Source organism: Endozoicomonas sp. ALB091 (assembly GCF_049310265.1).
GTDB lineage: Bacteria > Pseudomonadota > Gammaproteobacteria > Pseudomonadales > Endozoicomonadaceae > Endozoicomonas.
Window position 1 is genome coordinate 663,606 of the sequence record NZ_JBLYNQ010000001.1, and the last position, 20,495, is coordinate 684,100.

Sequence of the window (20,495 nt, forward strand, 5' to 3'; positions counted from 1 at the left end):
ATGTTTCTGCCACAGGAAGTTATTCGACGTAAGCGTGAAGGTGAGGCACTGAGCGAGCAGGAGATTCGTAGTTTCATTGCCGGTGTCACGGATAACTCGGTGTCGGAGGGCCAGATCGGTGCGCTGGCCATGGCCGTGTACTTTCAGGGGATGAATATTGATGAGCGAATTGCCCTGACCTGTGCCATGCGTGATTCCGGCGAGGTGATGGACTGGTCGTCAGATAATCTCCCGGGCCCCATACTGGATAAACACTCCACCGGCGGTGTTGGCGATGTGGTCAGCCTGATGCTTGGCCCCATGATAGCCGCCTGTGGTGGTTTTGTGCCGATGATTTCAGGCCGTGGTCTTGGGCATACCGGGGGCACGCTGGACAAACTGGACAGTATTCCCGGCTATACGACCAGTGCCTCAGAATTGCTGTTCCGGAAAGTGGTCAGGGAGACCGGTGTTGCGATTGTCGGCCAGACTGGCGAGTTGGCTCCTGCGGACAAACGCATTTATGGTGTTCGTGATGTGACGGCAACGGTTGAATCCATTGCCATGATTACCGCCTCCATTTTGTCGAAAAAACTGGCAGAAGGGCTGGATGCCCTGGTAATGGATGTCAAGGTAGGCAGCGGTGCCTTTATGCCAACCTTCGAGCAGTCGGTGGAACTGGCGCAGAGTATCGTTCAGGTAGCCAATGGGACCGGGGTGAAAACAACGGCATTGCTGACGGATATGAACCAGTGCCTTGCCTCTTCTGCCGGGAATGCGGTTGAGGTTCGTGAAGCCGTGCAATTCCTTACGGGTGAATATCGCAATGACCGCCTGCTGGAAATTACCATGGCACAATCCGCAGAGCTGCTGGTATCCGGGGGGCTTGCTGCCGGAATTGAGCAAGCCAGGGAAAAACTACAGGCCGTACTGGACAATGGTCAGGCGGCTGATGTCTTCGGCAGAATGGTGCACGGTCTTGGTGGTCCGTCGGACTTCGTTGAACGGTACAACAATTACCTGCCCACTGCGGCCATCGTTAAGCCCGTGTACATGGAGGCCGAGGGTTATCTTGCCGCCATGAATACCCGGGAAGTGGGCATGGCCGTGGTGCAGTTGGGCGGAGGTCGAAAAGTTGCTTCTGATACCATTGATTATGGAGTAGGCTTTACGGAAATTTGCCGACTGGGTGACAGGATTGATCCTTCACAGCCCATTGCCATGCTCCATGCCAGTTCAGAAGCGTCATGGAACCAGGCGGCAGATATGTTTCGCGGTGCACTCAGTTTTGCTGAACAGGTGCCGCCAACCCATTCTCTGGTTTACCAACAGCTTTAAGCTGACAATGCACCTCCTAGGAGCCTGTCCGAGAATAGCGCCCGTCTAGGCGACCCCGTAGCGAGGATGGCAGAAAATTGAGGATAAAAATTTCGTTTTGTGAGGTGAATAGCGGGGCTATTTGCCGAACAAAACGGAATTTTTAGACCAATTTGCTGCCACCGCACGACTGCATGGATGCAGGAGCTAGAGCAACGCAGGAGCAGTTGCCGGTAGGGCAGTCTATTCTCGGACAGGCTCCTAGTCACGGGTTTGGAAACAAGCCGGAAGGTGCATTTTTATCAACAAATAGCGGTCATAACCATTGCAGGTCAGGAGTAGCGAATGAAACGTGCAATTATCCTTGTGATGGATTCATTCGGTATTGGAGCTACGGAAGACGCTGATAAATTTGGCGATGTTGGCTCCAATACAATTGGACATATTGCCCGGGCTTGTGCCGATGGCGAGGCAGATATTGGTCGACAAGGCCCGTTAACCCTTCCGGAGCTGTCCAGTCTTGGCCTGGTTCATGCGGCAAGGGACGCCTGTGGTGAGTTCCCCAAGGGGATGGTCAATGATATGCCGATTATCGGTGCTTATGGCTATGCCAAAGAACTCTCCAGTGGCAAGGACACACCCAGCGGCCATTGGGAAATGGCAGGTGTTCCGGTGCTGTTTGACTGGGGCTATTTTCGCGATGAGAAAAACAGTTTCCCGCAGGAACTGCTGGATGAGTTGATCGACAAAGCCGAACTTCCGGGGGTTCTGGGCAACTGTCATGCTTCGGGTACCAGCATTCTGGAAGCGCTGGGTGAAGAACACATGAAAACCGGCAAGCCGATTGTCTATACATCGGCCGATAGCGTCTTTCAGATTGCCTGCCATGAAGCAACGTTTGGCCTTGATCGTCTGCTTGACGTCTGCAAGATTGCCCGTGAGATTCTTGAACCATACAACATCGGACGTGTGATTGCCCGACCATTCATTGGTGATGATGCAGGGGACTTTCAGCGCACCGGCAACCGTCGGGACTTTTCTGTATTGCCCCCGGCACCCACGGTACTGGATAAGCTGGTAGCCAGTGGTGGCGAAGTGGTCAGTATTGGCAAGATTGCCGATATTTTTGCCAACCAGGGGATTACCAGAAAGGTAAAGGCAACGGGTATTCCAGCCCTGTTTGAAGCAACCCGTGAAGCATTGATTGAAGCGGGTGATCGCACCATTATCTTCACCAATTTTGTGGATTTTGACTCTTCGTTCGGGCACCGCCGAGATGTAGCCGGTTATGCCGGTGCGCTGGAGCAGCTGGATGCCATGCTGCCAGACCTGTTTTATTATATGGGCGACGATGATCTTCTGATTATCGCGGCAGACCATGGTTGTGACCCAACCTGGCCCGGAACGGATCATACCCGTGAGCACATTCCTGTTCTGGCATACAGTAAAAAGTTGATGCCATGTGCCCTGGGTCAGCGGGAAACCTTTGCCGATATCGGGCAGACACTGGCCAGCTATTTTGAGCTGGAGCCCATGGACCACGGCACATCGTTTCTGCCTGAGATCTTCAGGCAGGGCTAAGTTTGGCCATTGCCACTTAGTACATGGTTTCAATAAGTTTGACGGGTTGTCGTGCCTCTGCACTCCGTTCGTCCTGAGCCTGTCGAAAGGCGGAAACTCCGGACTCTGATAGATCGTGCCAAGCATCCTTCGACAAGCTCAGGATGAACGGAGATCGAGTTCAAAATGTCGAAATTATTTCGGGACAATTCCTTATCCGCGTCAAGGAAACCATCCCTGATGCACTTTGATCGTCGTGTTTTATCGAGAACGAGGATTTAACCGTGACACCTCATATTAATGCCAAGCCCGGTGCCTTTGCTGATGTCTGCCTGATGCCAGGGGATCCTTTGCGTGCCAAACATATTGCCGAAACGTTCCTGGAAAGTGCCGAACAGGTAACGGATGTGCGTAACATGCTGGGCTTTACCGGCACCTACCAGGGTGTCCGGGTGTCTGTTATGGGGTCTGGTATGGGCATTCCTTCGGCGTCTATTTACTACAAAGAGCTGATTACCGAGTACGGTGTTAAGAGCCTGATCCGCGTCGGTTCCTGTGGGGCTATTTCCAGGGACGTTCAGGTTCGCGACATTGTGATCGGTATGGGTGCCTGTACAGATTCCAAAGTGAATCGCATGCGTTTTCGGGACCACGACTTTTCGGCGATTGCCAATTATGGGCTGCTGGAAAATGCCGTGAATGCTGCCCGTGCCATGAACCTGCCGGTGAAAGTGGGCAACCTGTTCTCTGCGGATCTGTTCTACAACCCGGATGCAACCCTGTTTGATACCATGGAGAAATACGGTGTACTGGGTGTCGAGATGGAAGCGGCTGGCCTGTACGGCGTATGTGCTGAGTTTGGCGCACAGGGTTTGGCCATCTGTACCGTTAGTGACCATATCCGTACCGGAGAAGCACTGCCACCGGAAGACCGTCAGTTAACGTTCAATGAGATGATTGAAGTTGCCCTGAAGTCCCTGGTGTAATTTCAATGCGTTTGATAGGTAAACCTCCGCACACCTTGAGCGGAGTGAAAGGGTGGTTGCTTCAGTCTTTATTCAGTGGCTGTGCCTTCCCCCTTCGTTCCCATGCTCGGCAGGGACATGAGGGATTACTGATTGTCAACCCACTCTTGCTCCACAACCAGGTCCAGTATCCATCGTTTGCTGGAGGCGTCAGCTGGCGGGTTTGGAACATCAAATTCATTGATAACTCCGGCAGGCTACCGATTTAAGACAAAAAAATAACGATAATTATCGCTGATTATAGTGCCTGTCAGCTATCAAAAGAGTATCTGAAAACCGAAAATAGTGAATTAAATCAGTAGATAAAAAAGCAGCTCAACAGAGCTGCCTGATAAAACAAACCAGATGGAGTATCAATGATCAGATAGTAAAGTTGTAGCTTAACCAGGCTCGCAGTTTTTCTGATTCATTCTGACCGGTAGCCTTACGGAATGCTTCATCATTCCTGTAATAGCCATATTCAAGTTTGAATTGCAGGTCTTTCATTCCCCATTGGGAAAAATTGTATTTCATGGTCAGGTCATGCTCGTGTTCGGCAACGTCATGTGCAGTACCATTCAGTTCTTTTGCCTTCATTCCTGATCCATAGACGAAGTTGTAACCCAGTGATAAACCTTCAAGCCCAATATCACTGAAATCATATTCAGCCCCAATCAGCCAGACTTTCTCTTTATTGAAATTAAAGTCGGATATGTTGGCGGAAGTGGGTACATCCCAGACACCATGGGTGTTATCACCGAAGTTATAGTTGTAATGGCCTATAGTGTGATAACCATTAGAGTTAGATGCTGTGTTGGCTTTTGTATAATTGAAGGCTGCTTTAAATGTCCATGGACCGCTATTGAGGGTTGCATTCAGATTTCCTAATTCCGCCTTTTTTTCAAATGAGCCATCCCGCTCACTTGCTCCCCAGAGGTCTCCATCCTGTTTGGCATAGAAGTACATCCCTCCAAGAGTCAGCTCTGAACCATCATAAAGGGGCATTTTTAACCAGACATTACCGTTATGAGCCGTTAAATAGTTATCTGCAAGACCATTACGGTATTGGAGTTCAAGGCTGTTCTGGTTGGCTAATTCAAAGGTGTAGCCCAGCTGCATGCCCATTACCCAGTCAATTTTATTACCGTCTTCATTCACAATAGAGTGAAAGCCTGACTGAGTTCTTCCGGAAACTTCATTTAACCAGGCAATCTTGCCTTTGAAACCGTCCATTGCAACACTGGCATCCACTCCCTGCCAGGCACTGGGAACCGAACGGGAGCCTGAGATGGTGACCAGACCGGTTTCAAGCAGCTGACGACCAATTTTGACATCGGCAGACAGGCCTTCATAGCTGTCGGGCAGTTTGAAACCCACCCATATCTGACCGATTTTACCAAAGCCTTCGTTATCAGCATTCAGCAGGTTGCTGGAGGTGGCATTACCATGCTTCATATCCAATTTGGCAACCCGGTAGGCCGAGCCTCCAACACTGACAACGTCAGCAAGGTAGCCGGTCTCTGCATTAAGCCATACAGCACCTGTCCATGCACCTTTGGTTATATTGTCAGTGGTATTCTCATCATCGAAAAATACACTCTGTACTTTGCCATCGATTTTGGCATCACTGATAAATGAATCATAACTGTCACTGGCTATAACAGGCACACTGAAAAGTGCAACAGCATAAGATAATAAATAGGGTTTTAAACGGGTCAAAATAGATACCTGCTTAATCAATGATTGTGATTGAGTAGAGCAAGTATAGATGCTTTATCAGAAGCTGAGAGAAATTAACCGATAGAATAAGATAATGGTGTTTGATTCAGCGAATGTAAAAAAATATTTTATTACTATGGTCTCATTAATAACCATGTCTAAATTAAATGATGTACTCAATAGCCAGGTCTTGATTCTAATTGGCTAATAAGATTGATTTTTAATGAGTTTATTTTCTTTAACTCCCCATTACGAAATTCCAGATCAATTCTTTTAATGGCCGAGCAGCATTCAGATGCATTTAAAGATGTACCGGTTTCATTCCTATGGTAAGACTCATGGTGGGGTAGGGCACTATTACCTACCAGCAGGTCAATACCTTCCATTTTGGCTACCGGAAACACTGGCTTGCTACCAGATCTGATCAGTTTTGGGTAATGGATGGCATGAGTGGCAACAATTACGATGTCTGCCTGTCTTCTCAGATAGGGTATCAGCTCTGACGTTGCCAGTGCCGGATCAATCAGTTCAATACCCCGGCGGTACTCTGAAACGACATCATTAACAGCGCCCGGCCTGGTAATCCCCATAACGGCAATGCGTAGCCCATCGAAGTCAAAGAGGGCGTAGGCATCAAACACGGGGCGGCCTGTTTCAGATTCATAAAGGTTGGCGGACAAAAAAGGAAAGTCAGCAGCGGCTTCCTGATTGCGAATATTGTTCAGCGGCTCATCAAATAACAATGGGCTCACCGCCATGGCGTTATAGCCCAGCTGGTTCAGTTGTTTCAGGTTCAGGATGTCATCATTGGTGCTGAGTTCTCCTCCGGAGAGTAACAATAATTTCCCGCCATCGGCTTCTACTTCTTTGCGTATTTTATTGATCAGCGCCTGCCGCTGAATCAGTTGATCACTGCTGTTTGACTTTCCATTGTCATATTCGTGGGAAAGCTCACTGGTGTTAAGAATGGTCAGCTTGTAAGTCTTATCATAAATGTAACCGGGTTTCTGGTTTTCCTGTGAGACCCAGAAATAAGCCAATGCAACAAGCACAGAAGCTAATAAGGCATTGATGATCAGTTTCGGCCAGGATTTATGCTGCGTAACTGCTGTGCACGCCGGTTTTGACTGCATAAAGATGACTTCCGGGAAGAGTTGTCTCCAATATAACATCTGTTCTCTGGTACTTGTGTCTTTATGAGTTAATTATCCTGCAAGTATTCTGTAAGCAATGAATTATCGATTTGAATAGGGATTCTACAAGGCTGGCATCCTTGCCGGATAAACTGAAAGGAATAGAATTATCAGCAATGGTTATTAAAATTTATAGCTGATCGCAAAGAAATGGCTGGTGCCGCTTGCTTTGGTTTTGGCTCCAAATGCGTTACCTCCATCTTTTATCAGGTAAACATTTGAATACAGTTTTAAACCATAACCCAGTGCAAACTTGTCATAGTGCCAGTAAAGACCATTGAACATTGCCCCACCGCTGGTTGCATGATCCTTGTCAGGATTTTTACTGTTGGGATAGAGAGTCTTGTTCTGTTTACCTCCAAACTGATAATCAAGGTATCCCTGGTAACTGATAAATGAGCCGTTCTGAAAGGTATAAAATGGCGTAAACCAGTTAGTAGACACCTGGTAGCCATTCCACTCTTTTCGGTTAAGATCATAAAATCCATAGAGGTTGAGCCCCATCTTGCCAAACCAGGGAACCTGTAGGTCGGAGCCAATACCCCAGAATGAGCTGTTAGCATCTTCTCCCGGAATATTTTTTTTGCTGACAGGGTCGAAGTTAGCGCCACCACCGCCACCCCAGTTAAACAGGGTAGCCAGGTAAATATCTGTCACCGGCCCCCAGGGCAAGTTATTAAATAACCCTGCCAGTGATAACCGTGGAGCAAACTTCATGAACATTTTGGGTTTGTCTTTCTTATCACTGTTATCCCGGTTGGTCAGATTAAACACATCCACATACCCATACAGATCAAGAATGCCTGAGCGCCCACCAAACTCCAGCTCCAGATAGTCATGCCCATCATTGGCTTCATCTTCTTTTCGAGGTAGCTCTTTGTAGGCATACATCAGGTTCAGATTCATCCACTTGAAGTCATTACTGAGGGGCGTTCCATCGTTATGGTCTGTGGCCAGGGCGGTGGGAGTAAGCAGGGGAACAAGAGCGGCGACACAGATCAGCCACCATAATTTCAGGCAGTAGCTTTTCACAATCAGACTCCGTTTCAGACTCAACAGTGAGCAGTGACATTGAAGAGGGAAGCCTGTGAAACCTCATGGTACATGGTTTCAACGAGTTTGACGGGTTGCCGTGCCACCGCACTCCGTTCGTCCTGAGCCTGTCGAAGGACCCATAGGGCCTAAAGGCGGAAACTCAGGACTCTGATAGATCGTGCCAAGCACCCTTCGTCCGTGCATCCTGAGCGGAGCCGAAGGACGCTCAGGGTGAACGGAGATTGTACACCTCAAACTCATTGAAACCATGTACTAGTAACACAGGCCCGATGTGTGACAAGTATAGAAAAGATTTTGATGAATTCTTGCCAGCTGCCCGATCAATCCAGAGTGGCCAATTAAAGCGTACTCCAGAGTGTCTCGAAGATAATTTGCTGAGCTGCGGCAATTTCCGGTGAGTCAAGCACGACAGCGACCGGGTAATTTCTGGAACCCAGGGAAATCATCGCAACTTTTGGCGGATATATCGCAATATAGCTGGCATCCATGCGCCCTTTGGCGTCAATCCACTTGCGCTCAGACAGTCCGGCATCTTCCCCGCCTTCACCAATGGCAATCACCCGCACCTTGATATTCTTACGGATACGCTGCTGTGTGTAGTTGGGAAACGGGCGGTACAGGTGCTGGCGAATCAATTTGGAGGAAAAGACACTGTATTCCCGGTCTTGTTGCCGGGCTACCGTATTGAGAATGTCTTTGAGTACAAACTCAATGCCACTGTCTCCTTCGTAGAAGCGGACATTCCCTGCACTGAAATCCGGCTTGAGATGGTTCAGTTGCGGGATCAGCCTGAGCTTCATCTCTTCAATGGTAGTGTCCAGAGACTGTCGTTTTTCCTCCGCCAGCTCCAGCAGCTTTTCCGGAGGTTCAGCCGAGAAGATACGACGCTTACCTTTCGGGAAGTAACTGACAACACCTTTGCCAGCGAGGTCTTTCAGGGTTTCGTAGGTGGTGCCACGATTGATGCCGGTTTGCGCAGCAATATCCCGGATGGATGCTGAGCCAAGTTTTAAAAGGGCCAGATAAGTACTGACTTCCCGTTGGCTAAGACCAAGATTTTCCAGAGTATCAAGATTCATAGCACGGGTATCGGGTTAATGTGGTCGGAGTCATAAACAGTGCCTGTCAGAAAACCCGCATTTTCACCAAGGGCAGGAGGATTGGCAACCAGCCCGGCACGCCAAAGGTTTCTGACCTTGGGCAAGAATAGCCTTCTTACTGTTTCTTGCTGAAAAAATATCCGGGAATCGTATTTTTTCGATGGTGCAGGCAGTTTGGAGGCAAAACGGTGCGACAGTCTTTTAAGTGGCGAGCGTAATTGTCGATGGCTGATATAAGCAGCAGACAAACCCGTGGAGATTTCATGCCTGAAGTCCGGCCAGCGCAAGCTCAGACCGATTATGTTTCCAGAGATAATCACTATGTTTATTCTCACAACCGCTTTGGCCGTGGTTGCCATTACCTTGGCCGGTTTCTGTCCCGACCGGTTTCTCTGGTTGCCGATTCGGCAACCAGGCTGTTTGCCCATGACCAACCCGGCAAAAGCAGCCCGTCTTCCGAGGGTGAAAAACAGACGAAAAATGTACCACTGTGGGCCAGGAAAGTAGCCCGGGTGACTGCCGTCACCTTATTTCTGGTGCCTTCATTGGCATTGGGAATCCTGGGGTTCTCCCTGCGCATGATTGGCAACCTGTTCAGGAAGGACATTTCCCTGATTCAGTCTTCTGTGCCACCTGCCGTCTATTATCCTGAGCAGGGTCTGCATTTGATGACCTACAACACTGGTCTGATGCCGTCGTTTATCCGTAATCTCAACGACCTGCGCTCATCACAGCAGCGCAGTGGGGAGATTGCCGCAGCATTAACCTGCAATCCTGACGTTATCCCTGATGTTGTCTGCTTCCAGGAGATGTTTGACCAGCAGGCGGCGAAGCGACTCTGCCAGGATCTCAGTGGCCACTACCATCATATTGTGCACAGTGTTGCCCCCCGGGAAACCGGGTTGAACAGTGGCCTGGCCATTGCCAGCAAATATTCCGTACAGGAGGTGTCATTCCGGCCTTTCTCTGATCTGGCCGCAGAAGACCAGCTGGCCAATAAAGGGCTGCTGCGCATCGTACTGGATCTCGGTAACGATAAAACGGCCGTGGTTTACAATACCCACCTTCAGGCTAAGGACGGTCAAACCTATGATGCGATCCGCGTTGGCGAGTTGAGGCAGATCAGACGGTGGGTTGAGGCGGATAGCGATAACGACAGGCGGAATAACAGACACCATCATGGCATCTTCCTGATGGGAGACCTGAACATTGCCCGGTCAGATGAGCAGGGGAGGGTCATTAAAAACGAACAGTATCAACAGGGCAGGAAAGCACTGGGGGAAAAATTTACTGACAGTTACTACGAGACCCATGATGAAGAAAATGATACCCGGCTGGTTGAGCGCAGCGAGTCATTTTTTGTCAATAGCGACCAGGCAGCCATCAAGACGGCAGATCGTCGTGAGCCGGATGGGTCATGGTATCTCGGAGCCGGAAACAAAGTGCGTTACCCGTGGGGCAGCAAACGCTGGAAAGCACATCCCCAGGTGGCAAGCCACTGTATTTATGACCGCCAGCTGGTCTACAGGGACATTGAAAAAAAATGGGCATCCCATACCGAAATACGGCAACTGGGGCTGGATGTTGCTGATGATCTGGAAAGCGGGTTATCTGACCATTTGCCGGTTTCTGTTATCTACCGGGAAGCGGAAGGTTTTTCTGCGGCCATTGCCCGCCTGAAGCCGGAGAATTTTACCACCCGAGAGGTCAGGGATCTGGTGAAGCAATTGAAGTTTGACTATGGTCGCCTGATCAGTGATCAGACCGGTGAGCATACAATTGACGAAGAGTTCTCAGGCGTCAATCCCCTGTGCAGAATTGCTGAATGCAGGACTTATTATAAAAGACAACCAGTGATTGTGAATGAGCTTGACCGGCTGGAAAAAGTGGTCAGGCAAAGTATGAATCCTGTTTCCGGAATACCCAGGTCAAACATCGGGTAAACCGTGCTGTCGGTACTGCTGTTGCTTGCGCTGTTGTCAATTATTTTATGACATAAAGGGTTGTCTTTTTACGCACTGTGATTAACCTACTGAAGTGAAGTAGATTTTCGAGCATTCAGGAGTCAGTGGTTGGATAACTGTGACAGTTATTCCAATGACTCCAATCGTTCAATATTCCTGACATTTCAGAAAAACATAATTTCTGTTCTGGTATTTTTCTCCCAAAAAACACTCCGATTTATCAGGCTTGATACCTGAAAGTGCTTTTGTTTTTACGTTACCAGACGAAACAGTTATAAAGCAGTTGCTCCCGTTGGGGCACTTTGTCGACCGAGGCTACCATGAGAGCTGATATCGTTATTCTTGCTGCCGGGCAGGGCAGCCGCATGAAATCCAAACTGCCAAAGGTGCTGCATCGTATCGCTGGCAAGCCCATGCTGGAGCATGTGATCCTCAGTGCCCTGCACACGCAGAGAAAAGTCGGTGACGGCAAGATTCATGTGGTGATTGGTCACGGCGCAGAGCAGGTAAAACAGGCACTGGGCCACTACGATCTTAACTGGGTGGTACAGGAAGAGCAGTTGGGTACCGGCCATGCTGTGCAGCAGGCACTGCCGGGCTGCAAAGGTGCCGATGTGGTGCTGGTGCTCTATGGCGACGTTCCCCTGATTCACTCCTCTTCCCTGCAGTCTCTGCTGGCGGCCAGTAACGGTGAGCGCCTCGGCCTGCTGACCATTAACCTGGCCAACCCTTCCGGTTATGGCCGGATTATCCGCGATGGTTTTGGCAATATTCAGGCCATTGTTGAGGATAAGGACGCCAGCCCGGAGCAGCTGGCCATCAATGAAGTGAATACGGGCATCATGGCCATTCCCGGCAATAAGGTCAGTGGCTGGGTTAATGGCCTGAAAAATGAAAATGCCCAGCATGAGTTCTATCTCACCGATATTGTCTCGATGGCCGTGACCGAAGATACCCCGGTCATTCACGTTCAGCCGCAGCTCCCAATTGAAGTGGAAGGTGTTAACAGTCGTGTCCAGCTGATGGAGCTGGAACGTGCCCGGCAACAGCAGCTGGCCAATAACCTGATGGTGAATGGTGTCACGATCATTGACCCACATCGTCTGGATATTCGTGGCGACGTCAAGACTGGCCATGACATTACCCTGGACATCAATGTGGTTCTCGAAGGCAAGGTTGAGCTGGCGGATAACGTTTATATCGAACCCGGTTGTGTGATTCGCAACTCTGTTATCGGGGAAGGTGCCATTATCAAGGCACACTCCATTCTTGAAGATGCGGTTGTCGCTGCCGGGTGTGAGGTTGGCCCGTTTGCCCGATTGAGGCCAGGCACCGAACTTAAGGAAAAAGCCCGGGTCGGCAACTTTGTGGAAATCAAGAAAACCGTGATTGGCAAAGGCAGCAAGGTCAATCACCTCAGCTATGTGGGCGACGCTGAAGTTGGCGATGAGGTGAATGTTGGTGCTGGCACCATTACCTGCAATTACGACGGTGTCAATAAATTCAGGACGGTGATTGGCGATGGCGCTTTTATCGGCAGCAACAGTTCGCTGGTGGCTCCTGTGACCATTGGGCGTGGTGCAACCGCCGGTGCTGGTTCCACCATTACCAAAGATATTCCCGATGATCAGTTGGCCGTGGCACGTGGCAAGCAGCGCAATATCGAAGGCTGGCAGCGCCCGGTAAAGAAAGACTGAGATTTACAGGAAGGGGGAGATGACTCTCAGGTCATCCACTCCCTGATGATTTTTGCAACCTTTATGATGACCCAGGGGATCGACAACTATGTGTGGGATTGTTGGTGCTGTAGCGCAAAGAGATGTAGCAGATATTCTGCTGGAAGGGCTTCGTCGTCTGGAATACCGGGGCTATGACTCAGCAGGTGTCGCTATTATTAACGACAATGGCGAACTTCACAGAGAAAGGCGTACCGGCAAGGTATCTGAGCTGGCCGAAGCAGTTTCCCTGAACCCGCTTCGGGGCGGCACCGGTATTGCCCATACCCGCTGGGCCACCCATGGTGCACCCAGTGAGCGTAACGCCCATCCTCACGTATCAGAAGATCATATTGCCGTTGTTCATAATGGCATTATTGAAAACCATGAAGCATTAAGAGTGTTTCTGCAGGGCGAAGGCTATGTCTTTACCTCGGATACCGATACGGAAGTTATTGCCCATCTGGTCAGCCTGGAACTCAAGGGTAGTGACTCCCTGCTCGACGCCGTGCAGAAAGCGGTAGCCAGGCTGGAAGGTGCCTATGGCATGGTGGTGATGGACTGCAACGACAATGAACGTCTTGTGGTCGCTCGCTCCGGCAGCCCACTGGTAATTGGGGTCGGTATTGGCGAACACTTTATCGCCTCCGACCAGCTGGCACTGTTCCCGGTGACCCGCCGATTCATGTTCCTGGAAGAAGGCGATGTAGCGGAAGTGACCCGCAACGGGGTGACGATTCTGGATGCTGCTGGCAACCCTGTTGAGCGAGATGCCCGGGACAGCGACATTGAACATGATGCTGGTGATAAAGGCCCTTATCGCCACTACATGCTGAAAGAGATCCACGAGCAGCCGGAAGCCATCGCCAATACCCTGGAAGGTCGACTGGGCGAGCATCAGCTGAATCTCGATATCCTGGGCAAAGAAGGTCAGGAGATCCTCAATAAAACCCGTGCCGTGCAAATCGTCGCCTGCGGTACAAGTTACCATGCCGGTATGGTGGCTCGCTACTGGTTTGAAGAGCTGGCGGGTATTCCCTGCCGTGTTGAGATTGCCTCTGAGTTCCGCTACCGGAAATTCTTTGTGCCGGAGGATTGCCTGTTTGTCACCATCTCCCAGTCCGGTGAGACCGCCGATACGCTGGCGGCATTGAAACTGGCGAAAGAGCTGGGCTATATGGCTTCACTGAGCATTTGTAATGTGCCGGGCTCTTCCATGGTGCGGGAATCGGATATCGCCATGATGACCCGGGCCGGTGCAGAAATTGGCGTGGCTTCCACCAAGGCATTTACCACCCAGTTAACGGCACTGCTGATGCTGGTGACGGCCATTGGCCGACATACGGGAATGACTCCGGAACAGGAATCCAATGTTGTTTCAGCATTACGGAATCTGCCACACATCCTCAAGAGTACCCTGGCCCTGAGTGATGACATTGAAGCCATGGCGGAAGCCTTTGCCGATAAGCATCACAGTCTGTTCCTGGGCCGTGGTACCCAGTACCCCATCGCCATGGAAGGGGCTTTGAAGCTTAAGGAGATTTCCTATATCCATGCCGAAGCCTACGCGGCCGGTGAACTGAAGCATGGCCCACTGGCACTGATCGATAACGATATGCCGGTGATTGTGGTGGCACCGAACAACGACCTGCTGGAAAAACTGAAATCCAATATGGAAGAGGTGCGGGCAAGAGGCGGACAGCTGTTTGTCTTTGCGGATAAACAGGCCAACCTGACCGAGACCGAAGGTGTCCGGGTTCTGCCAGTGGACGAGGTGCCGGAAGTGGTTGCCCCGATTCTTTACACCATTCCCCTGCAGCTGCTCTCTTATTATGTGGCGATTATCAAGGGTACCGATGTTGATCAGCCGCGCAACCTGGCCAAAAGTGTGACGGTTGAATAATTCGGGTATTTGGTGGCAGTAATGTTGTAGGTTGACACTATAGTTTGATAAAAAAACAGGCCGAAATTTACACAGAAGGCGGATAAACAAAAGGCTACAGCCAGAATTATCAAGCTTTAAGGTAACTGATCAAACTATTTTGTACTCCGACAACTGCTGACACAGGGTGGAAAGAAATAGAGCAGCCTGTGTAGCGCTGCTGGCTTCTATGTTAATCATGGGAGCCCCTATTCCTCCTCAATAGCGCTAAATAATAGTCCTTAAATAACTTCAACCTTTCTTTGGTTCCACTCTTTTCGTCCTGAGTTTTGAGCTTGTCTAAGTATCGAAGGGTGTGAACTCAGTACTCTCGCAATGTGCCTGGCACCCCTACCGGGCTAATAACCTGCTGACCAGCAGCTCCGACCCGCGAGGCATTGAAACTACTTACCAGCATGATACCGCCAAACGGCTGCTCCAGGTGGATGCACAAGGTAAAGTCATCCGTTGAGCAAAACCAATGGTCGTACCAGCCGTTGGGATTACGATGCCGCAGGCCAGCTGACCCGCCAGAACTACACCGATGTGGCCGGTATGCATATTCTGGTAAACGTGAACGCTAATTCTGGTAAGCGTGAACACCTCCGCTTACCCAAGCACTGCCCTCCTTTATTTGTAGCCTGAGTGTTCACGACCCTCCAGTTTTGGTCTGATTTTTTCTCATGGACTTTCCCTTGAGTTCCAACCGGTGGGCGTTATGAATCAGCCGGTCCAGAATGGCATCAGCCAGCGTCGCGTCACCGATGCTGTCATGCCACTTCGATACCGGTAGCTGGCTAGTGACGATGGTAGAACTCTGGTTATGCCTGTCATCCATAATCTCCAACAGGTCATTGCGCTGGCTCTGGGTCAGGGGCTCAAGCCCCCAGTCGTCCAGTATCAGCAAATTGACTTTCGCCAGTTGCTGCAGGAGCTTGCTGTAGCTGCCATCACCGTGAGCAATGGTCATGGCTTCCAGCAACCGGGAGGTCCGGTAGTAGCGCACACTGTAACCGCGCAGGCAGGCACTGTGGCCAAAGGCGCAACTAAGCCAGCTTTTGCCAGTTCCACAGGGTCCGGTGATCAGCAGGTTCTGGTTTTTGCTCAGCCACTCACCCGGTATCAGTGAGGCCATCTGGGAACGGGTAATCCCCCGGGGCTGCTCATAATCAATATCCTCCAGGGTGGCTGCCAGTTTGAAACGAGCTGCTTTCAGTAACCGGGCCAGTCGTTTGTTGCTGCGGTCCGCGTCCTCCTGGTCAATAAGCAGGGCCAGCCGCTCTTCGAAGCTGAGCCCTTCATAGGTGCCGGGTTGCTCACTCTGCAGGTTCAGGGCATCCGCCATGCCTCCCAGGCGCAGGCTGCGAAGGCGAGTCAGGTTTTGATTGATCATGGTCTCGCTCCTCACTGGTAAAAGCTGGCGCCGCGAATGTTTTCATGGCTTCTGGTCACACGATCATCGTCGCTGGTTTCTGCCTTGTTCAGCGGGATTTTGTCTAATCCGGACTGGAGGATCGAACGGACATTAGCAACTCGCCGACCACCGGTGTTTCTGGCCCGGTGGCAGGCCGCATTCAATCGGTCAGCGCCGTATTCACGCTCCATGTTGAGCAGTCCAAGACAGGCACGGTAAGCCTGTTCCGGATGCTCTTTGCTATCGAGCAGTTGCTGAGTAAACCACAGGACGTCGGGGCCCAGCTTTTTCGCCCAGTTCAGGAGTCGTCCCGGTGTCCACTGCTGCTGTTTCTGGTGGCGCTCTGGCATATGCTCTGTGCGGGTGGTGAAGCCGGTTCCCCATTTGCGGGGATGGCTGGCTACCGGCTTCCCCTTGTAGAAGATCTGCACCAGTTGCTGTCCTGCCCGGATTTCCACCTGCTCACGTACCAGCTGATGGGGCACTGAGTAGGAGTGGTTTCCATACTGCACGTGGTAGTCAATATTGACCCGGGCATACTTGAATTCGATGTATTCAAATGCCTCCCGGGGTAAGGGCCTGAGCGCCGGTTGATCCAGCTGCTCATACAGCGTACGACGGCAACCGGGTTGCTGCTTGAAAGGTCGGTTGTTGAGGTCTTCCAGCAGGCGTCGTATTTCCTGGTTCAGCTCCGCCAGCGAGAAGAACGTAGTATGGCGCAGGCGCATTAATATCCAGCGCTCAACGACCTGCACGGCGACCTCTACCTTTGCCTTATCTTTCGGCTTGTAAGGCCTGGCAGGCATGATGGAGGTGCCAAAGTGTTCGGCCAGGTGCTGGTAACTCCGGTTGATCTGTGGCTCGTAGCGGCAGGCTTTGGATACTGCGCTGCGCAGGTTATCCGGAACCAGCAACTGGGTCACGCCGCCAAAGAACTGAAACGCCCGGGCCTGGGAGCAGAGAAAGTCCTGCAGGCCCTGGGTCCAGCTGGCTTCAGCATAGGTGTAGCTGGATGCCCCCAGCACGGCAACAAAGATCTGTGCTGGCGCGGTTTCGCCGGTTTCACGGCTGACAATGGGGACGGTCAGACCCGCATAGTCGATAAACAGTTTTTCGCCGCCCCGGTGCTCCTGGCGCATGGAGCGTTTCTGCTTTTTGCGCCACTCATTGTAGCGATGGCAGAATTGGGCATAGCTGTAATGGCTGTGGGGGTAAACGTCACAGTATTCCTCCCAGAGCACCTGTTTGGTCATTCCCTTTTGTTTGAGGGAACGGTGAATATCGATCCAGTCAGGATCAATCAGCCCTTGATATCGGCGGTTAATGGCTTCAGGAGTGAGCTGGTTGATCAGTGACGTATCGTCCATCTCATTCGGCAGTGGCCAGCTCAGCCCGGATTCACTGAACAGGTTCAGGTATTTGGTGATGACACCCGTGCTGATTCTGAGGCTGACAGAGATCTGTCGGATGGTTAACCGGCACTCGAACCGGAGTCGCAAGATGTCCCTGATTTTACGCATTGGTAACCTCGTTTCCATTGGCATGGCCGCTGCTCCTTTTGATTGAGAGTTAAGGGGAGCGGCACAAGTTGAACGAAATCAATGCTTAAGAAAGGGAAATAGTTACGTTACCGTTACGATTCTGGTGTCGTGAACATGAATTCTGGAGTCGTGAACGCGATTCTGGAAATCGGGCAAAAATGTTCACGATCAGCCAGAATCCATGTTCACGCCTGGCCAGAATTCGTGTTCACGCTTTGCCAGAATGAGCGTTCACGATTAGCCAGAATATGCACGGTATCGATTACGGCTACGAATACGACAGTAACAATGCACTGGTCAAACAGTATCGTTATGCCCTTGGTTTTGCACCATTGCAGTACAAAACAACGAATGGTGTGTATGATGTGCATGCAGATCAGCTATCAACGCCAAGAGCCATGGCGGATCAGGCTGGCAGCACTGTCTGGGCAACCAACCTCTCGCCGTATGGTGTTGCGGATATCACCAGAGGTGAAAGCCTTGGGTTTAATATTCGCTTCCCCGGGCAGTATGCGGATGGTGAGAGTGGGTTGTATTACAACCGGTTCAGGGATTATGCGTCGGGAACTGGGCGGTATTTTCAGAGTGATCCGATTGGGCTTCGCGGGGGGCTGAATGCATACGTGTATGCAGGTGGAAACCCTGTTATGTATATTGATCCCACAGGGGAAATTGGATTACCTGGTGCCGCTATTGGTGGAATGATAGGTGGCAGTAATTCCCGATGAATCCTGAAGCACTACAGCCACGAGAGATACAGAAGAGGTAAAAAAATCATGCCCGCACAATTCTTCGACTAAAATTGCATATTACTCAATCATTGTCGTCGAGTCAGTCATGGGTACGGCTATTCAGAAAAATGTCAGGCAATTCAGTGCTTCTTACTTGATAAAAAAGGTATCAGAATGCTTCGACAGCATTCCAGATCATCGTCCAAATAAATGCGTGATACCCTTTCCTAACTTTCTGAAATCTGCTTTTGCGATGATGCATCAAAAGTTCGATTCACTATTAGGGTTTGATGAAGAGCGGCTTGATGAAATCTGCTGTCATAATCTTGAAAAGCTCTATCACGTAAAAGATGGCAAAGTTCCCTCCGATACCAGAATGAGAGAGGTTGTTGACCCGGTTAATCCACTCGGGTTGAAGACGCCGTTTAAAGAATTGTTTTCTGTCGTTCAGCGCAATGGTGCTCTGCAAGCTTATGCATTCGAATGTGGCAAGTTGAAAGATCTTTATCTGCTTCCTATTGATGGTACGGGTCTCTTTTATTCGGGAACCTGCCGCTGTGATGACTGCTGCATTAAAAACGAGGGCAAAAAAAGTGAAACCTTTTACCACAATATTATGGGGGGCTGTATTGTCCACCCTTCCAGAAAAACCGTCATTCCTTTAGCGCCGGAAGCAATTTGCCGACAGGATGGTTCCACAAAAAATGATTGTGAAAAAGCGGCAATAAGACGTTTTCTGGCGCAGACAAAACATGACCATCCACGCCTGAAACTGGTGATTCTTCTGGATGGTCTATATGCGGACAACCCTACCATTGCTCTGATCAGAGAGCATGGCTGGCACTATATTATCGTGGCCAAAGATGGTAACCATGTGTCGCTTATTGAGGCCATGAATGCCCTTTATGACGAAGGCCAGGTTCATCACCACAAAATCGTTGATGAGAAAAATAACACGACTCATAAATTCCGCTACGCCAATAACGTCCCCCTCAATCTTCAGGATGAAACAGAGCGGGTTAATGTTCTGGATTACATTGAAATCGACAAAAAAGGGATCCAGCATGTCTGGTGCTGGGTAACTGATCTTGAATTAACCGATGATACCGTTGAATCCGTGATGCGAGGAGGCCGTTGTAGATGGCGCATTGAAAATGAAACGTTTAATACCCTGAAAAATCAAGGCTATCAACTTGAACACAATTACGGTCATGGCGAAAAACATCTGGCTACGAATTTCGCCTACCTTACTTTTCTCGCATTCCTGGTTGATCAGATTCAGGAATTTTCTTGTCCAAAATTTCAGCAGGCTTTAAATAAACCAAAGAAGCCTACACGAAAGCGATTATGGAGGAAAATCACCAGCTTCTTTCTCACGTTAATGATTGATAGCTGGGACAGTTTGTTTAAAGCCATTGCCCATGGTGCTAAAGCACAAAAGATAGCTTTTGACACATCATGATTTGGCAAGATAGCCAGAATTTTTCAGGGTGATGATAGTTATTTTTCTTAGCAGCGAAAGTTGAGGGTTCTCTTGTGTTTTCAGAAATTATGAGTATGTCAGTTTTCTGGTTGTGGCAGCTGACGTGTATTCATCGGGAGTAGCTGGATAGGTGGTGTCTCAGCTTTCACTGGCGCATTAGCAACTGGATCGAGTATTACTGATGCTCTAATTGCAGGCAGTTTGGGGGCTGCTGCTGGCGCAGCAACGGGGCTCTTCGGTGGAGTAGGTATTGGTACGTCTGCTTTTATTGGTGGTGGAACCAACCTCCTAGGTCAGGTTATTGGAAATAATATCGATAAAGACCCTTGTAATAATACCAACATAAATTTGGGGGCTGTTGTAGGTTCTGCAATTGGTGGCGTATGGGCTGCTGGTATTACTCGAGGTGCAGGTGCCTTATCAGGTGCAGTTATTGGATGGGGTCCATCAACCTAAATTAAGCAGTTGATCACCTCTGAGCCATGCCCGCAGGGATAGCTTTTGAACCTCTCAACTGAACTCTATACCAGCATTTACCCCGAGCTGATTAATGGTTGATCTGCAATAACCTGACCATTTTTCAAAAATTTTGAGGTCGCTTTCGTTAGAATGCGAAACCAGGGCTGAAATGAACTCAACTGCGGTGCAATACTTTTAATTGAATCAAGAAAATCACACAGCTGGCTTTGTAATTCAGCAATTTTATTCATCAAACGATGATGGCTTGTCAATTTTATTTTCTTTTGATTACCTGATTCGGTGAGCTTTCCAGGGCTTACGCGCCTGTATTCTCATTCT

Annotated in this window: 17 protein-coding genes; 10 read left to right on the forward strand and 7 right to left on the reverse strand. The window is 50.0% G+C overall.

All coding sequences use genetic code 11. From position 1 onward, the window contains the following. The 3 genes from deoA (at position 1) to deoD (ending at position 3,842) form a co-directional block, all read left to right on the forward strand. Complete coding sequence (gene deoA / locus ACO6UX_RS02850; protein ID WP_422444658.1) at positions 1 to 1,317, forward strand: thymidine phosphorylase; 1,317 nt, start codon at positions 1 to 3, stop codon at positions 1,315 to 1,317. Positions 1,318 to 1,641: 324 nt separating this feature from the next. Further along, entirely contained in the window at positions 1,642 to 2,877 is a 1,236-nt protein-coding gene (locus ACO6UX_RS02855) for a phosphopentomutase (protein ID WP_422444660.1), read from the forward strand. Positions 2,878 to 3,140: 263 nt separating this feature from the next. Next, complete coding sequence (gene deoD / locus ACO6UX_RS02860; protein WP_422444662.1) at positions 3,141 to 3,842, forward strand: purine-nucleoside phosphorylase; 702 nt, start codon at positions 3,141 to 3,143, stop codon at positions 3,840 to 3,842. 399 nt (positions 3,843 to 4,241) lie between these two features. Here deoD and ACO6UX_RS02865 read toward each other — a convergent pair whose 3' ends face one another. The 4 genes from ACO6UX_RS02865 to ACO6UX_RS02880 form a co-directional block, all read right to left on the reverse strand. After that, complete coding sequence (locus tag ACO6UX_RS02865) at positions 4,242 to 5,579, reverse strand: OprD family outer membrane porin (RefSeq protein WP_422444664.1); 1,338 nt, start codon at positions 5,577 to 5,579, stop codon at positions 4,242 to 4,244. Positions 5,580 to 5,755: 176 nt separating this feature from the next. Continuing rightward, positions 5,756 to 6,712, reverse strand: coding sequence for a hypothetical protein (locus tag ACO6UX_RS02870; RefSeq protein WP_422444666.1), 957 nt, complete (start codon positions 6,710 to 6,712; stop codon positions 5,756 to 5,758). Between the two features lie 183 nt (positions 6,713 to 6,895). Next, positions 6,896 to 7,804 (reverse strand): outer membrane protein OmpK, encoded by a 909-nt coding sequence (locus tag ACO6UX_RS02875; RefSeq protein WP_422444668.1) that lies wholly within the window; start codon positions 7,802 to 7,804, stop codon positions 6,896 to 6,898. 362 nt (positions 7,805 to 8,166) lie between these two features. Further along, positions 8,167 to 8,907, reverse strand: a complete 741-nt coding sequence (locus ACO6UX_RS02880; protein WP_209278052.1) for a TrmB family transcriptional regulator — start codon at positions 8,905 to 8,907, stop codon at positions 8,167 to 8,169. A gap of 245 nt (positions 8,908 to 9,152) precedes the next feature. Here ACO6UX_RS02880 and ACO6UX_RS02885 point away from each other — a divergent pair, with 245 nt between their 5' ends. The 5 genes from ACO6UX_RS02885 to ACO6UX_RS02905 all read left to right on the forward strand — a co-directional run bounded on the left by ACO6UX_RS02885 (position 9,153) and on the right by ACO6UX_RS02905 (position 15,173). Next, on the forward strand, positions 9,153 to 10,871 hold the full coding sequence (locus ACO6UX_RS02885) for an endonuclease/exonuclease/phosphatase family protein (protein WP_422444670.1): 1,719 nt from the start codon (positions 9,153 to 9,155) through the stop codon (positions 10,869 to 10,871). A gap of 341 nt (positions 10,872 to 11,212) precedes the next feature. Beyond that, positions 11,213 to 12,589 carry a bifunctional UDP-N-acetylglucosamine diphosphorylase/glucosamine-1-phosphate N-acetyltransferase GlmU gene (gene glmU / locus ACO6UX_RS02890; RefSeq protein ID WP_422444672.1) on the forward strand — a complete coding sequence of 459 codons (1,377 nt, stop codon included), beginning with the start codon at positions 11,213 to 11,215 and terminating at the stop codon, positions 12,587 to 12,589. 88 nt (positions 12,590 to 12,677) lie between these two features. Further along, positions 12,678 to 14,510 (forward strand): glutamine--fructose-6-phosphate transaminase (isomerizing), encoded by a 1,833-nt coding sequence (gene glmS / locus ACO6UX_RS02895; RefSeq protein WP_422444674.1) that lies wholly within the window; start codon positions 12,678 to 12,680, stop codon positions 14,508 to 14,510. A gap of 334 nt (positions 14,511 to 14,844) precedes the next feature. Continuing rightward, entirely contained in the window at positions 14,845 to 15,000 is a 156-nt protein-coding gene (locus tag ACO6UX_RS02900; RefSeq protein WP_422444676.1) for an RHS repeat domain-containing protein, read from the forward strand. Beyond that, entirely contained in the window at positions 14,997 to 15,173 is a 177-nt protein-coding gene (locus ACO6UX_RS02905; protein WP_422444678.1) for an RHS repeat domain-containing protein, read from the forward strand. The genes ACO6UX_RS02900 and ACO6UX_RS02905 overlap by 4 nt, the downstream gene beginning before the upstream one ends. Before the next feature lie 4 nt (positions 15,174 to 15,177). On the opposite strand, the gene istB is transcribed toward ACO6UX_RS02905, so the two are convergent. Both istB and istA read right to left on the reverse strand, forming a co-directional pair. Next, the gene (istB, locus tag ACO6UX_RS02910; protein ID WP_422444680.1) at positions 15,178 to 15,921 is read right to left on the reverse strand and encodes an IS21-like element helper ATPase IstB; all 744 of its coding nucleotides are present in this window, start codon (positions 15,919 to 15,921) and stop codon (positions 15,178 to 15,180) included. Between the two features lie 11 nt (positions 15,922 to 15,932). Beyond that, positions 15,933 to 17,462, reverse strand: a complete 1,530-nt coding sequence (gene istA / locus ACO6UX_RS02915; RefSeq protein WP_422444748.1) for an IS21 family transposase — start codon at positions 17,460 to 17,462, stop codon at positions 15,933 to 15,935. Positions 17,463 to 17,731: 269 nt separating this feature from the next. Here istA and ACO6UX_RS02920 point away from each other — a divergent pair, with 269 nt between their 5' ends. Together ACO6UX_RS02920 and ACO6UX_RS02925 are read left to right on the forward strand one after the other, a co-directional pair. Continuing rightward, complete coding sequence (locus ACO6UX_RS02920; RefSeq protein ID WP_422444682.1) at positions 17,732 to 18,211, forward strand: RHS repeat-associated core domain-containing protein; 480 nt, start codon at positions 17,732 to 17,734, stop codon at positions 18,209 to 18,211. Between the two features lie 109 nt (positions 18,212 to 18,320). Next, the gene (locus tag ACO6UX_RS02925; protein ID WP_422444684.1) at positions 18,321 to 19,676 is read left to right on the forward strand and encodes a transposase; all 1,356 of its coding nucleotides are present in this window, start codon (positions 18,321 to 18,323) and stop codon (positions 19,674 to 19,676) included. 554 nt (positions 19,677 to 20,230) lie between these two features. On the opposite strand, the gene ACO6UX_RS02930 is transcribed toward ACO6UX_RS02925, so the two are convergent. Further along, positions 20,231 to 20,407: a hypothetical protein gene (locus ACO6UX_RS02930; protein WP_422444686.1), complete on the reverse strand. Its 177-nt coding sequence runs from the start codon at positions 20,405 to 20,407 to the stop codon at positions 20,231 to 20,233. Positions 20,408 to 20,495 lie beyond the last annotated feature (88 nt).